Source organism: Microbacterium sp. LjRoot205, from assembly GCF_056175745.1.
In genome coordinates this window covers 296,206-308,714 of the sequence record NZ_JBGFFH010000002.1, presented here as the reverse complement: position 1 = coordinate 308,714, position 12,509 = coordinate 296,206, and the positions used below count along the sequence as shown (strand labels likewise).

Here is a 12,509-nt window from a genome sequence, read left to right as displayed (position 1 = left end):
AGACCCGGAGCCGGTATCGGCGCACCGATCTAAGCTGTGAATATGACCGATCCCGCAGTGCGTTCCATCCCCTTCATCGACGCCGACGGCAACGAGAAGACGATCGACGATCTCGGTGCCGACGTGGTGCTCGTCGTGAATGTCGCCTCGAAGTGCGGCCTCACTCCGCAGTACGAGCAGCTCGAAGAACTGCAGCGTCTGTACGGCGACCGCGGGTTCAGCGTCGTCGGGTTCCCGTGCAATCAGTTCTTCGGTCAGGAGCCCGGTTCGGTCGATCAGATCCTCGAGTTCTGCTCCACCACCTACGGGGTGACGTTCCCCATCAACGACAAGGTGAAGGTCAACGGCAAGAACGCCACCGACCTCTACAAGTCGTTGAAGGAGACTCCGGATGCCGGAGGCAAAGCCGGCCGCGTCGAGTGGAACTTCGAGAAGTTCCTCGTTCTGCCCGACGGCGAGGTCGTCCGGTTCCGCCCGAAGCAGAAGCCGAACGACCCCGAGATCGTCGGCGCGATCGAAGCCGCGCTGACCCGCTAGACGGCTTCGGCCTCGGGCTCGGCCTCGGCGTCGCCGCGCTTGGCCCAGAGGTCGCGCAGTACGTTCTCGAATGCGGCAGGCGGCTGCGCGCCGCTGATGCCGTACTGCCCGTCGATCACGAAGAACGGCACACCCTGGATGCCGTAGGCCTGAGCCTGCGCCTGGTCCTGTCGGACATCCGCAAGGTGACGGGCGGAGATGAGGGCCTCGCGGGTGTCATCGGGGTGGAGACCCACCTCGACGGCGAGCTCGACCAGGTCGTCGATGCGGCCGACGTGCTTGCCCTCGGTGAAGTACGCGGACATGAGCCGCTCTTCCATCTCGTGCTGCAGTCCCTGCGCCTTGGCGAAGTGCAGCAGCTCGTGGGCCTTGACGGTGTTGGTGTGCTGCAGCAGGTCGAAGCGGTACGCGAGACCGGCGTTCTCGGCGACGCCGGTGACGTGCGAGAGCATCTGCTCGACCTGCTCGCGCGGCATCCCCTTGTGACCTGCGAGGAAGTCGATCTCATCGCCGTCGAAGTCGACGGGAGTGTCGGGCGAGAGCTCGAACGAGTGGAAGGTGATGTTCACCTGTGGGGCGTCTTCGTCGCCGGCGACGGCTTCGAGCCCCTTCTCGAGGTTGCGCTTGCCGATGTAGCACCAGGGGCAGGCGATGTCGGACCAGATGTCAATCGAGATGGCTTCACTCACAATGACATCCAACCGTATGCACCTATGGGCTATTCCGTCGTTAGGATTCTCAGATGCTCTCCGCCGTCGATCCGCTGCCGTTCCGGCCTGCGCGCGTTCTGATCGCGGGCGTCACCGGGTCGGGCAAGACGACGCTCACGCGGCGCGTTGCCGAGCTGTGGCAGCTTCGACACATCGAGATCGACGGACTGTTCCACGGCGAGAACTGGACCCCGCGTCCCTCCTTCCTCGACGACGTCCGCGAGTTCGCCGCCACGGACCGCTGGGTCACCGAGTGGCAGTACACGAGCAAGGGCACCGACGAGATCATGACGCCTCGCGCGCAGCTGGCTGTCTGGCTCGACTATCCCTGGCCGGTCGTCCGCGGCCGGCTTGTCCGACGCACTCTCAGCCGCAGCATCCTGCGAACGGAGATGTACAACGGGAACGTCGAGAAACCCATCTGGCATCTGCTGGCCACGCGGGATGCGGAGCGCAACATCCTCTCCTGGCAGTCGAAGACGCGGATGTTCTGGACGACTCAGATGCCTGAGAAGCAGGAACGATTCCCGCACCTCACGATCGTGCGGCTGCGGCATCCCCGCGAGACGGAGAGATGGCTGCGCGCTCAGGCAGAGGCGTCAGGCGCGTCGATCGCTCCACCGAAGCGACGGTCACGCGACAGATAGACCCCGATCGCGCGCCACAGCTCTTCGCGCGAGAAATCTGGCCAGAGAGTGTCGAGGAACACCATCTCGGCATACGCCGCCTGCCACAGCAGGAAGTTCGAGGTGCGCTGCTCACCCGAGCTGCGCAGGAACAGGTCGACGTCCGGCATGTCAGGCACGTAGAGGTTGCGACGGATCATCTTCTCGGAGATCGCGTTCGGCTTCACCCGACCGGCCGCGACCTCGGCGGCGATCGAGCGCATCGCGTCGACGAGCTCGATGCGGCCGCCGTAGTTCACGCACATGGTGAGTGTGAGGACGTCGTTGTTCTTGGTCAGCTGCTCGGCGTACTGCAGCTCCTTGATGACGCTGCCCCACAACCGTGGCTTGCGCCCGGCCCATCGGACTCTCACGCCCCACTCGTTGAGCTGATCGCGTCTGCGATGCAGGACATCTCGGTTGTATCCCATGAGGAAGCGCACCTCGTCAGGAGAGCGCGCCCAGTTCTCGGTGGAGAACGCGTAGACGGAGAGGTGCTTCACGCCGGCCTGGATCGCACCGGCGACGACGTCGAGAAGCACTTCCTCCCCTGCCTTGTGCCCTTCGACGCGGCTGAGTCCCCGACGGTTGGCCCAGCGACCGTTGCCGTCCATGACGATCGCGACGTGCTCAGGAACCGATCGGAAGCTCGGCGGATAGACGCCCGTCCAGTCGAGCGGGCGATACGCGACGGCATCCTTGTGCGTGTAGGGCTTGGGACTCACCGTGCTCCTTCTCGGGGGATGTCTGCCACCAGGTGCTCGAGTGAGCGGATGCCGCGCTCCAGATGCCATTGGGCGTAGGCGGCGACGAGGCCGGATGCTGCGGCGTTGTCGGCGTGCGGAGCAGCGTCGATCGCTTCCCATTCACCGGCCATGAGCGACCGCAGCAGCGACAGGGTCTTCTCCGCGACCTTCGGGCTGCCCGCCGGCGCGCAGTTCGGGCAGACGGCCCCGCCGAGCTGCCCGACGAAATGCGCGTGAGGCCCCGGGCTGGCGCATCGCGCGCAGTCGCCGAGCGACGGAGCCCACCCCGACAGCGCCATGACCCGAAGCAGATAGGAGTCGAGAATGCTGCGGGGCGAATGCTCGCCCCGAGACAGCGCATGCAGGCCACCGACCAGCAGGAGGTACTGATCGGGCGTCGCCTCGGAGTCGCTGAGCCGGTCGGCAGTCTCGACCATCGCGTTCGCAGAGGTGAATCGGTCGTAGTGGGCCGCGATGTCGGATCCGTACGAGCCGAGCGACTCGGCCTGCTGGACGATGTCGAGAGTGCGCCCCTGGTAGAGCTGCACATCGGCGACCATGAACGGCTCGAGACGCGACCCGAACTTCGACGACGTGCGTCGCACGCCCTTCGCGACTGCGCGGATCTTGCCGTGTCGCCGAGAGAGCATGGTGACGATGCGATCGGCCTCACCCAGCTTGTGGGTGCGCAGGATCACCGCTTCGTCTCGGTAGGTGGGCACCGTTCGATTATCCTCCGTGCAGGAGAATAGAGGCGTGACCGAACCGCTCTTCATCATTCCGCTCTGGGCGGACCTGCTCGGCGTAGGCCTCGGCGGTGTCCAGGGCGCGATGTTCGCCTCGGGATTCCAGGGCCAGCGACGCCTCGACTGGCTCGGAGTCGCGATCATCGGGATCATGATCGGCATGGGGGGCGGCCTCATCCGCGACATCCTTCTCGGCCAGACCCCCGCGACGCTGCAGAGCAACTGGTATCTGCTGACGGCCACGGGCGCGTCGCTGTTGGGGATGCTGCTCGCGGGACTCTTCAATCGACTGAACACCGTGATCGTGGTGCTCGACGCCGTCGTGATCGGCATGTTCGGTGCGTTCGGCACGAGCAAGGCGATCGCGTTCGGCATCCCTCCCGTGCCCGCCGTCTTCATCGGCGTCTGCGCCGCCGTCGGAGGCGGTGTGCTGCGAGACATGCTCATGGGGCTCCCGACGTCGATCATGCATGTCGGCTCGCTCTACGCCGTCGCCGCCGGTGCCGGATGCGTCTTCATCGCGACCGCGAACAGCCTGGGGATGTCGATCACCCTCGCCGCCGTGCTGGGAATCATCGTCACCGCTGTCATCCGCGTGCTCGCCGTGAGCTTCGACGTGTCCCTGCCCGAGCAGAGGCGGCTCTACCGTCGCAAGGTCGCCGCTGAGACCGGAGTCATCCAGGTCGTCAAGCCGAGCGCGGACTGAAGCCCGTCTGCTGCGCCGCCGTCGAGTGGGCGCCTCCGGTCGGAATCGAACGCGTATTCCGACCGCCGGTGTCAGGTCGAGGTGATCCCCTCAAGCAGAGATGGCACCTGCTGCCGGTATCACGCACACATACCGGCAACAGGTGCCTACTCGAGCCGGGGATCAGACGGCTGCGAGCTCCTGCTGACGCGTGCGGATCGAGCGGTTCACGCCGGAGACGATCGCCTTGAGCGACGCCGTCGAGATGTCACCGTCGATGCCGACACCCCACAGGCGCTGGTCGCCGACCTGCAGTTCGACGTAGGCAGCGGCCTGCGCATCGCCACCGGCGCTGAGAGCGTGCTCGACGTAGTCGTAGACCGTGATGTCGAAGCCCTGTCCGCGGAGCACCTCGACGAACGCGGCGACCGGGCCGTTGCCGTTGCCGGCGACGGCCACCTGCTGGTCGTCGTCTCGGAGCACGACGTCGAGCACCACATCTCCTGACATGTCGCTGCGGGTCTGCGTGGCCAGCAGCTCGAAGCGACCCCACTTGGCTGCCTCATCGGCCGCCGGCAGGTACTCGTCGTTGAAGATCGACCAGATCTGCTCGCTCGTGACCTCGCCGCCCTCGGCATCGGTCTTGGTCTGGACGACACCCGAGAACTCGATCTGCAGCTTGCGGGGCAGGTCGATCGCGTGGTCGGCCTTGAGCAGGTAGGCGACACCGCCCTTGCCGGACTGCGAGTTGACGCGGATCACGGCCTCGTACGAACGGCCGAGATCCTTCGGGTCGACGGGCAGGTACGGCACGGCCCACTCGATGTCGTCGACCGTGACGCCCTCGGCCTCGGCCCGGGCGGCCATCGCCTCGAAGCCCTTCTTGATCGCATCCTGGTGCGATCCGCTGAACGCCGTGAAGACCAGGTCGCCGGCCCACGGGCTGCGCTCAGGCACCGGCAGCTGGTTGCAGTACTCGACCGTGCGCTTGACCTGGTCGATGTCGCTGAAGTCGATCTGCGGGTCGATGCCCTGCGTGAACAGGTTGATGCCCAGCGCCACGATGTCGACGTTGCCGGTGCGCTCGCCGTTGCCGAACAGGCAGCCCTCGATGCGGTCGGCGCCGGCCATGTATCCGAGCTCGGCGGCGGCGATCGCGGTTCCGCGGTCGTTGTGGGGGTGCAGCGAGAGGATGACGTTCTCGCGGTGTGCGAGGTTGCGGCTCATCCACTCGATCGAGTCTGCGTAGACATTCGGCGAGGCCATCTCGACAGTGGCGGGGAGGTTGATGATCACCTTGCGGTCGGGAGTCGGCTCGAAGACCTCGATCACCTGGTTGCAGACATCGACAGCGAACTCGAGCTCGGTGCCGGTGTAGCTCTCGGGCGAGTACTCGTAGTAGACCTTGGTGTCAGGGATCGTCTTCTCGTACTGACGGCACAGACGTGCACCCTCGAGCGCGATATCGATGATGCCCTGCTTGTCGGTGCGGAACACGACCTCACGCTGCAGCACGCTGGTCGAGTTGTAGAGGTGCACGATGGCCTGCTTCGCGCCGGCGATCGACTCGTAGGTGCGCGCGATCAGGTGCTCGCGAGCCTGCGTCAGCACCTGGATCGTCACGTCGTCGGGGATCAGGTTCTCTTCGATGAGCTGACGGACGAAGTCGAAATCAGTCTGGCTGGCCGAGGGGAACCCGACCTCGATCTCCTTGTAGCCCATGCTGACGAGCAGTTCGAACATGACGCGCTTGCGCTCGGGCGACATCGGGTCGATGAGCGCCTGGTTTCCGTCGCGGAGATCGACCGCGCACCAGCGAGGAGCTTCGGTGATCCGGGCGTCAGGCCAGGTGCGGTCGGGCAGGTTGACCGTGATCTGCTCGTGGTACGGCCGGTACTTGTGGATCGGCATCGCGGACGGGCGCTGAGTGTTCTGCATGATGGGGCTTCTTCTCTTCGTCAGAAATGTGAACGGGCCAACACAAGCGCCGCGACGAGGAAGGCCCTAGCTTTAGGACTCGTCGCGGCAGCTAAGAAGAAGCAGACCGCCGAAAGGCATGCGGCCATGGTAGCAGGGATCCGGAAGTCGTCCGACTCGCTGCTGAGACGATCCACCGACACGAGACACTGTCAGACATGAGCACATCGCGCAGTCGCATGCTTCTCGCCGTCGTCGCACTCGTGGGGGCACTCGGCCTCGCCGCGTGCACCGCCGGCATCGGCTCCTCCCCCGTGCCCACGAGCTCGGGATCGCCCACGTGGGATGCCGCGAACGCGGCACCGCCGGAGGGCCGCGTCATCGGCACGGGCACTGTTCTCGACGTCGCCGGCGAGGCGCAGCTGTGTCTCGGAGTCGTCGCCGAGTCCTACCCGCCTCAGTGCACGGGGATCCCGCTCGATGGCTGGACGTGGGAGGGTGTCGACGGCAGCGAGACCAGCGGAGACACGACGTGGGGCACCTACGCCGTCTACGGCACCTTCGACGGCGAGCGGTACACCGTCACCGACCCGCCCATCATGCTCGCGCTCTACGATCCCGTCCGCCCGGAAGACCCGGCGAACGGTGTCGACGGCACGAGCTCCGAGGCCGACCTGATGCGAGTACAGGATGACCTGTCGACGTCACTGGGACGCGATGCCCTGACCCTCTGGACCGAGCGCGGCTATGTCTGGGTCAGCGTCGTCTGGGACGACGGCACGCTGCAGGATGCCGTCGATGAGGCATACGGCGACGGAGTCGTCCTCGTGACGTCGGCTCTGCGCCAGATCGACTAGGACGACGGGATCAGCGCGAGCTTGCCGCCGGGGTGACCGCCGGAGAGCAGCCGCAGTGCAGCAGGCGCCTCGTCGAGCGGGAAGGTGCGCGCCATGGGGACGAYGAGGTCGCCGTTCTGCGCGAGCGCGACCAGCTCGGCACGGATGTCGTCGCGGAACCGGGCGCTCTCAGGCATGGATCCTGCGATCACCTGGATGCCGTCGGCGCCGGCCCTCTGGGGCGCGGCGATCGTCACGATTCGGCGGCGTTCGTCGACCAGTTCGAGGGACACGTCGATGGCTTCATCGGTACCGACGGCGTCGAGCGCCGCGACCACCGCGCCGCCGGCCGCTGCCGCTCTCACGCGGTCAGCCAGCCCCGGGCCGTAGGTGACGGGGATGCCGCCGAAGCGCTCGACGACGTCGAATCGCTTCGCACTCGCGGTGCCGATCACGCGGATGCCGCGGAGTGCCGCCTGCTGAAGCACGCTCACCCCGACCGCACCTGATGCGCCGTGGAGCAGAATCGTCTCGCCCGGGGCAGAGCCCGTGACCCAGAGCATCTCGGCCGCCGTGGTTCCGGCCAGCAGCAGGTTCGCCGCCTCCGGGTGAGTGAGCGTGGTCGGCTTCGCGAAGACCTTGTCGGCGGGGACGGTCAGCTCGGTCGCATAGCCCCCGCGCACCCGGAAAGCGACGACCTCGTCGCCCACGGCCGCGTCACCGGATCCGATACGGGTGTCCGGCCCGAGCGCGCTGATGCGTCCGGAGACCTCGTAGCCGATCGGAACCGGGAGCTGCGCCCCGGAGCGGGCGGACGCGACATGCTTGGCGTCCGCCGGATTCACGCCGGCCGCGTGCACCCGGATCGTGACCTCCCCGCGGCCCGGGGGTGAGACCTCGTGCTCGACGAACTCCCATGTGTCAGGGGCGCCCCACGACGACGCGATCCAATGCTCGGCGATTGTCATGTCGCGACCCTACCCTCAGAAGACGCACCGGACATTGGTCGCCGTTCCGGCGATGTTGGCCCACCCTCCTGCGGGTGCGGTGGCGAGCACCGTGGAGTTGTTGCGTGCCTGGGCATAGCCCGCCGACCGCGCATCCGCGATCGACTTCGCCGAGAACGACGACGGGATCGAGAGTATCCCGCAGATGCTCCAGCTCAACTTCGCGCCGCTCAACGACGATCCGGTATAGACGCACACGGTGCCTGTGGCGCAGCTGCCCACCGACGCCGCCGAGACAGCGCTGCGCTGTTCCAGCACGACGAGATCCATCCCCAGCCTGGGCCACACGGCATGCTGCGCATCGACGATCACCCCGCCGGGAACCTCCGCCATCACGGCGAGGATCAGCGGGTCGATGCTCTCGCCCGTGTCGGCTGCGGCGTCCGCCAATGCCGGTGCGCCGAGCATCAGTATGCTGAGCAATCCGCCGACGACTGCGGCGAGCACCCCCCGACGTCTCATCTCACGAGATCCTCATCGACGTCCCACATCGTGTACGAGATGATCGCACCACCGGCCATCAGATCGTTCGCGATGAGGTTGGTCCGCTCGACGCCGATGATCCTCCCGGTGTCGAGAGACAGGAGCACGAGGTCGCTCGCAGCCCCGTCCGCCGTGATCACGCGCAGTCCTGCGGCCTGCCGTCCCAGGCGGTCGGCAGTCGTGCCGAGCGCCTCCACTCCGTCCGCATCCGCGAGGATATCGAGCACCTGCGACTCCTGAGCGTTCGTGAGGGTCCATTGCTCGAGCACCGATGTCGCGGCGGCGACGACTTCGGACCCGGTCGGATCCGACGGCATACCGAACGCCATGAGGGCCGCGGACACGTCCTCGCGGGAATCGCCGAAGACGTCGGGAACGGGGGTCGAGAACTGACCGGGCTCGATGGGCAGGTCTACGACGACCTCGCCCGAGCTGCTGATCTCCGCGCCGACGTTCGCAGACGCGTCGGTCGGGTCATACGGCACACCCCTCACCGAGACCATCCGCCCCGAGAGGTCGGATTCCCAGCGAAGGGTGTTGAGCTGCGGGACCACCTTCGTCGCCCCGGTGCTGCCGTTGATGTCCAGCCCCCACGTCGCCGACCTCACGACGCGCTCCGGATCGGCAGGTCCAGGCGTCGCGATGAGTGTCGCCTGCGCCGTGTCGAGCGTCTCTGCCGTGCCCTCCCCCGCAGCGAAGTCCAGGGGTGCGGGCGAGCCTGCGACCGCCGCCCCCTGGGGAACCAGGACGGCGACGGCCACGACCACGGCCGCGGCCGCCATCGCGATGCCGGAAGCCCATCCGAGAGCACGCCTCCGCTGAGGCCGAGGCTTCGAAGCGGTGCGGATGATCCGATCCCTTGTCCGCTCCGCCGCGGGGTCCGGCTTCGCATCGCGCGGCGTCCGGGCGGGATCGGCCTCCGTCAGGACGCGTTCGAGGAGAGCATGGTCATCCGTCATGATCCCTCCGCCCCTCCAGTCCGAGCTCCGCACACAACTTCGCCTGCGCACGCGAGAGCGTCTTCCGTACCCGGACACGCGGGCTGCGCAGCAACTCGGCGATCTCCCCCACTGCGAGCCCATCCCAGTACGTCAGCATGATGATACGCCGCTCACGCCCGGTGAGGACACCCAGAGCTGCGAGCACCCTCGCGCGAGTGGCCAGGGCAGGCGGGTCCTTCTCTCCGGACACACCACCGTGCACGGCGTCGATGGCCGTGCGCCGCAGCGTCGACCGACCCGATCGCCCTCCGAGCACCCGATCGGCCGCGCGGATCAACCAGATCCGATCCATCGGCTTCGTCGGAACGAGCCGGGACCATGCCAGGAGGAAGATCTCGGAGACGATCTCCGTCACCTCAGCGGGGTCCTCGACCACTCCTTCGACATGATGCCTGACCGCCGCCCAGTTGGCGTCGAAGAGCCGGGTGAAGGCTTCGTCCCTCTGGGTCTCACGGTTCTCACCGCGGGCGCTCATCTCTCTCGTCCGCCGGAGCACCCGATCCGCGTCGCGTCTCGGAGTCGCATGTCAGAAGCCGAGGCGGCCGAGCTGCTTCGGGTCGCGCTGCCATTCCTTCGCGACCTTGACGTGCAGGCCCAGGAAGACCCTCGTGCCGAGGAGCTCTTCGATGCCGGCACGGGCACGGCGTCCGACGTCAGCCAGACGCTTGCCCTTGTGACCGATGATGATCGCCTTCTGGCTGTCGCGCTCCACCACGATCGACGCATGCACATCGGTCAGGTCGGTTCCTTCGCGGGGGGCGATGTCGTCGATCACGACCGCGATCGAGTGGGGAAGCTCGTCTCGGACCCCGTCGAGCGCCGCCTCGCGGATCATCTCTGCGATGCGATCCTCTTCCGACTCATCGGTCGTGATTCCCTCGCCGTAGAGGGCGGGGCCCACCGGCATGAGGGAGAGGACTTCATCCGCGAGGACCTCGAGCTGGTCGTTCGTGAGCGCCGAGATCGGGATCACCGCATCCCAGTCCTCGCGCAGTGCATCGACCTCCAGGAGACGCTCGGTGATCTCGTCGCGGCTCGCGGCATCGGTCTTGGTGACGATGGCGATCTTCTTGGCGCGACGGTATCCGTCGAGCGAGGCAGCGATGCGGCGATCGCCCGGTCCGACCTTCTCGGTCGCCGGCACGCAGAAGCCGATCACATCGACGTCGCCGAGCACCTGCTCGACGAGGTCGTTCAGGCGCTCGCCCAGAAGCGTGCGGGGCTTGTGGATGCCGGGGGTGTCGACGATGACGAGCTGCCCCGCGGGGCGGTTCACGATCCCGCGGATCGCACGGCGGGTCGTCTGCGGCTTCTCACTCGTGATCGCGATCTTCTCGCCGACCAGCGCATTCGTGAGAGTCGACTTTCCGACGTTCGGGCGCCCCACGAAGGTCACGAACCCGCTTCGCGTCTGCTCAGTCATCGTTTCTGTCTCTCTCATCTGCGGCGTTATCCGCGTCGTCTGCCGCGCGTTCGACGAACACGGTCGCGATTCCACGGCCGCGCCCTCGAGACGCGCCGCCGGTGAGGGTCAGCCCCTCCACCGTCGCCGTCGATCCCGGTTGCGGAACCTGGCCCAGTGCCTTGCCCAGCAGACCGCCGATGGAGTCCACGTCTTCATCCTCAAGTTCGAGACCGAACAGATCGCCGACGTCCTCCAGCGAGAGTCGGGAGCTCACGCGGTAGCGTCCGTCGCCCAGTTCGACGACTTCAGCTGATACCTGATCGTACTCGTCGGAGATCTCGCCGACGAGCTCCTCGATGAGGTCCTCCAGGGTGACGAGGCCCGATATGCCTCCGTGTTCATCGATCACGAGGCACACGTGCACGGCGTCGCGCTTCATCTGCTGAAGCAGCGTCTCGGCGCGCATCGACTCGGGCACGAAGGTGGCCGGACGCGAGATGGGGCGGATGGACGCAGTGCGCCAGGCGTTCTCATCGCGGAAGGCGAACAGCACCAGGTCCTTCAGGTACAGCACGCCGACGACGTCGTCGGCGTCGTCGTCTACGACCGGCATGCGTGACACACCACGCTGCAGGAACAGCGTCATGGCCTCGCTCGTCGTCGCGGTCGCATCGACCGTCACCATCTCGGTCCGCGGCACCATCACGGCACGGACGAACTGGTCGGTGAAGTCGAACACCGAGTGGATGAGGTCGCGATCGTCGGCCTCGATCAGGTCGTTCGAGGCGGCCTCGTCGACCATGCTGAGCAGCTGCTCCTCGGACGTGAACGAGCTGCGGCCGCGTCCGGGGGTGACCCGATTGCCGAGCAGCACCAGTCCCTGGGCGAGCGGTCCGAGGATGATGCGAAGCCCGCGGACGATCCGCGCATTCGCGCGGAGCATGCCTTCGGCGTGATGCCGGCCGAACGAACGCGGGCTCGCCCCCACCAGCACGAAGCTGATGCCCGTCATCAGCACTGCGGCGGCGAGCATCGCCCACCAGATGTTGTCGATCAGGATGCTGAACGCGACCGTCACGAGCACGGCGGCCGCGGTCTCGGCGAGCACGCGGATGAATGCGACCGCGTTGACGTGTGCGTCCGGGTCGGCGGCGATGCGCGCCAGCTGAGGGCCGTTGCGCCCCTCGGTTCCCATCTCCTCGATGTCCGAGCGGGACGTGACACCGAAGGCGGCGTCGATCGCCGCCATGAGACCGCCGAACGCGACGAGCAGAACAGCGCCTGCGAGCAGGAGAGCGGCGGTCATCGTCGACGTTCAGCCGCGGCGAAGCCCTGGATGAGCTCCTTCTGCAGTCCGAACATCTCGCGCTCCTCGTCGGGCTCGGCGTGATCGAAGCCCAGGAGATGCAGCAGCCCGTGGGTGGTGAGCAGGATCAACTCATCCATCAGAGTGTGGCCGGCTGCCTGCGCCTGGGCCTCGGCGACCTGAGGGCACAGCACGATGTCTCCGAGCAGCCCTGGTGCCGTGGGGCGATCTTCGGTGCCGGGGCGCAGCTCATCCATCGGAAAGCTGAGAACGTCGGTCGGACCCGGCTCGTCCATCCACTGCACGTGAAGGGCCTCCATGGCGCCCTCGTCGACGAGGACGATCGCGACCTCGGCATCCGGGCTCACGTGCATCTGCGCCAGGTTGAAGTCGGTCAGCCGCTGCAGCACGGTCTCGTCGACATCGATCGCCGACTCGTTGTTGATCTCGATCATGACTGTGCTC

Annotated in this window: 15 protein-coding genes; 4 read left to right on the top strand and 11 right to left on the bottom strand. The window is 66.8% G+C overall.

Annotated elements, in window-relative coordinates:
• The first annotated feature begins 42 nt into the window (after nt 1-42).
• Nucleotides 43-537, top strand: a complete 495-nt coding sequence (locus tag AC04ME_RS07275; protein ID WP_475434321.1) for a glutathione peroxidase — start codon at nt 43-45, stop codon at nt 535-537.
• On the opposite strand, the gene AC04ME_RS07270 is transcribed toward AC04ME_RS07275, so the two are convergent.
• Nucleotides 534-1,226 carry a DsbA family oxidoreductase gene (locus AC04ME_RS07270; protein ID WP_475434318.1) on the bottom strand — a complete coding sequence of 231 codons (693 nt, stop codon included), beginning with the start codon at nt 1,224-1,226 and terminating at the stop codon, nt 534-536. The two genes, AC04ME_RS07275 and AC04ME_RS07270, sit on opposite strands and share 4 nt — an antisense overlap.
• Before the next feature lie 53 nt (nt 1,227-1,279).
• On the opposite strand from AC04ME_RS07270, the gene AC04ME_RS07265 reads away from it, so the two are divergent.
• Nucleotides 1,280-1,894 (top strand): P-loop NTPase family protein, encoded by a 615-nt coding sequence (locus AC04ME_RS07265; RefSeq protein WP_475434316.1) that lies wholly within the window; start codon nt 1,280-1,282, stop codon nt 1,892-1,894.
• On the opposite strand, the gene AC04ME_RS07260 is transcribed toward AC04ME_RS07265, so the two are convergent.
• Both AC04ME_RS07260 and recO read right to left on the bottom strand, forming a co-directional pair.
• The gene (locus AC04ME_RS07260) at nt 1,834-2,637 is read right to left on the bottom strand and encodes an isoprenyl transferase (RefSeq protein ID WP_079112953.1); all 804 of its coding nucleotides are present in this window, start codon (nt 2,635-2,637) and stop codon (nt 1,834-1,836) included. The two genes, AC04ME_RS07265 and AC04ME_RS07260, sit on opposite strands and share 61 nt — an antisense overlap.
• Nucleotides 2,634-3,380 (bottom strand): DNA repair protein RecO, encoded by a 747-nt coding sequence (gene recO, locus AC04ME_RS07255; protein ID WP_475434314.1) that lies wholly within the window; start codon nt 3,378-3,380, stop codon nt 2,634-2,636. The genes AC04ME_RS07260 and recO overlap by 4 nt, the downstream gene beginning before the upstream one ends.
• Nucleotides 3,381-3,414: 34 nt before the next feature.
• Between recO and AC04ME_RS07250 the strand changes: the two genes are divergently transcribed.
• The gene (locus tag AC04ME_RS07250) at nt 3,415-4,110 is read left to right on the top strand and encodes a trimeric intracellular cation channel family protein (RefSeq protein ID WP_042537622.1); all 696 of its coding nucleotides are present in this window, start codon (nt 3,415-3,417) and stop codon (nt 4,108-4,110) included.
• A 162-nt stretch (nt 4,111-4,272) separates the two neighbouring features.
• On the opposite strand, the gene leuA is transcribed toward AC04ME_RS07250, so the two are convergent.
• Entirely contained in the window at nt 4,273-6,027 is a 1,755-nt protein-coding gene (gene leuA, locus AC04ME_RS07245) for a 2-isopropylmalate synthase (protein WP_042537624.1), read from the bottom strand.
• A gap of 197 nt (nt 6,028-6,224) precedes the next feature.
• On the opposite strand from leuA, the gene AC04ME_RS07240 reads away from it, so the two are divergent.
• Entirely contained in the window at nt 6,225-6,863 is a 639-nt protein-coding gene (locus AC04ME_RS07240) for a hypothetical protein (protein ID WP_475434312.1), read from the top strand.
• Here AC04ME_RS07240 and AC04ME_RS07235 read toward each other — a convergent pair.
• From AC04ME_RS07235 to ybeY, 7 genes are read right to left on the bottom strand one after another with little or no spacing between them, the layout of a single operon-like run.
• The gene (locus AC04ME_RS07235; protein ID WP_475434310.1) at nt 6,860-7,810 is read right to left on the bottom strand and encodes a quinone oxidoreductase family protein; all 951 of its coding nucleotides are present in this window, start codon (nt 7,808-7,810) and stop codon (nt 6,860-6,862) included. The genes AC04ME_RS07240 and AC04ME_RS07235 overlap by 4 nt on opposite strands.
• A 15-nt stretch (nt 7,811-7,825) precedes the next feature.
• Nucleotides 7,826-8,311: a hypothetical protein gene (locus AC04ME_RS07230; protein WP_042537630.1), complete on the bottom strand. Its 486-nt coding sequence runs from the start codon at nt 8,309-8,311 to the stop codon at nt 7,826-7,828.
• Complete coding sequence (locus AC04ME_RS07225) at nt 8,308-9,291, bottom strand: hypothetical protein (protein ID WP_042537632.1); 984 nt, start codon at nt 9,289-9,291, stop codon at nt 8,308-8,310. Before AC04ME_RS07225 ends, AC04ME_RS07230 begins: the two co-directional genes overlap by 4 nt.
• Nucleotides 9,281-9,808 carry an RNA polymerase sigma factor gene (locus AC04ME_RS07220; RefSeq protein ID WP_042537635.1) on the bottom strand — a complete coding sequence of 176 codons (528 nt, stop codon included), beginning with the start codon at nt 9,806-9,808 and terminating at the stop codon, nt 9,281-9,283. The genes AC04ME_RS07225 and AC04ME_RS07220 overlap by 11 nt, the downstream gene beginning before the upstream one ends.
• 51 nt (nt 9,809-9,859) lie before the next feature.
• On the bottom strand, nt 9,860-10,756 hold the full coding sequence (gene era / locus AC04ME_RS07215) for a GTPase Era (RefSeq protein ID WP_042537636.1): 897 nt from the start codon (nt 10,754-10,756) through the stop codon (nt 9,860-9,862).
• Entirely contained in the window at nt 10,749-12,044 is a 1,296-nt protein-coding gene (locus AC04ME_RS07210) for a hemolysin family protein (RefSeq protein WP_475434307.1), read from the bottom strand. The genes era and AC04ME_RS07210 overlap by 8 nt, the downstream gene beginning before the upstream one ends.
• Nucleotides 12,041-12,499 (bottom strand): rRNA maturation RNase YbeY, encoded by a 459-nt coding sequence (gene ybeY / locus AC04ME_RS07205; RefSeq protein WP_056307252.1) that lies wholly within the window; start codon nt 12,497-12,499, stop codon nt 12,041-12,043. The genes AC04ME_RS07210 and ybeY overlap by 4 nt, the downstream gene beginning before the upstream one ends.
• Nucleotides 12,500-12,509: the final 10 nt, after the last annotated feature.

What these genes read in the sequence shown, in the direction of transcription:
- AC04ME_RS07275 (WP_475434321.1), top strand. Translation starts at nt 43, where the DNA reads ATGACCGATCCCGCAGTGCGTTCCATCCCCTTCATCGACGCCGACGGC.
- AC04ME_RS07265 (WP_475434316.1), top strand. Translation starts at nt 1,280, where the DNA reads ATGCTCTCCGCCGTCGATCCGCTGCCGTTCCGGCCTGCGCGCGTTCTG.
- leuA (WP_042537624.1), bottom strand. Translation starts at nt 6,027, where the DNA reads ATGCAGAACACTCAGCGCCCGTCCGCGATGCCGATCCACAAGTACCGG.
- AC04ME_RS07240 (WP_475434312.1), top strand. Translation starts at nt 6,225, where the DNA reads ATGAGCACATCGCGCAGTCGCATGCTTCTCGCCGTCGTCGCACTCGTG.
- AC04ME_RS07230 (WP_042537630.1), bottom strand. Translation starts at nt 8,311, where the DNA reads ATGAGACGTCGGGGGGTGCTCGCCGCAGTCGTCGGCGGATTGCTCAGC.
- AC04ME_RS07225 (WP_042537632.1), bottom strand. Translation starts at nt 9,291, where the DNA reads ATGACGGATGACCATGCTCTCCTCGAACGCGTCCTGACGGAGGCCGAT.
- AC04ME_RS07220 (WP_042537635.1), bottom strand. Translation starts at nt 9,808, where the DNA reads ATGAGCGCCCGCGGTGAGAACCGTGAGACCCAGAGGGACGAAGCCTTC.
- era (WP_042537636.1), bottom strand. Translation starts at nt 10,756, where the DNA reads ATGACTGAGCAGACGCGAAGCGGGTTCGTGACCTTCGTGGGGCGCCCG.
- AC04ME_RS07210 (WP_475434307.1), bottom strand. Translation starts at nt 12,044, where the DNA reads ATGACCGCCGCTCTCCTGCTCGCAGGCGCTGTTCTGCTCGTCGCGTTC.
- ybeY (WP_056307252.1), bottom strand. Translation starts at nt 12,499, where the DNA reads ATGATCGAGATCAACAACGAGTCGGCGATCGATGTCGACGAGACCGTG.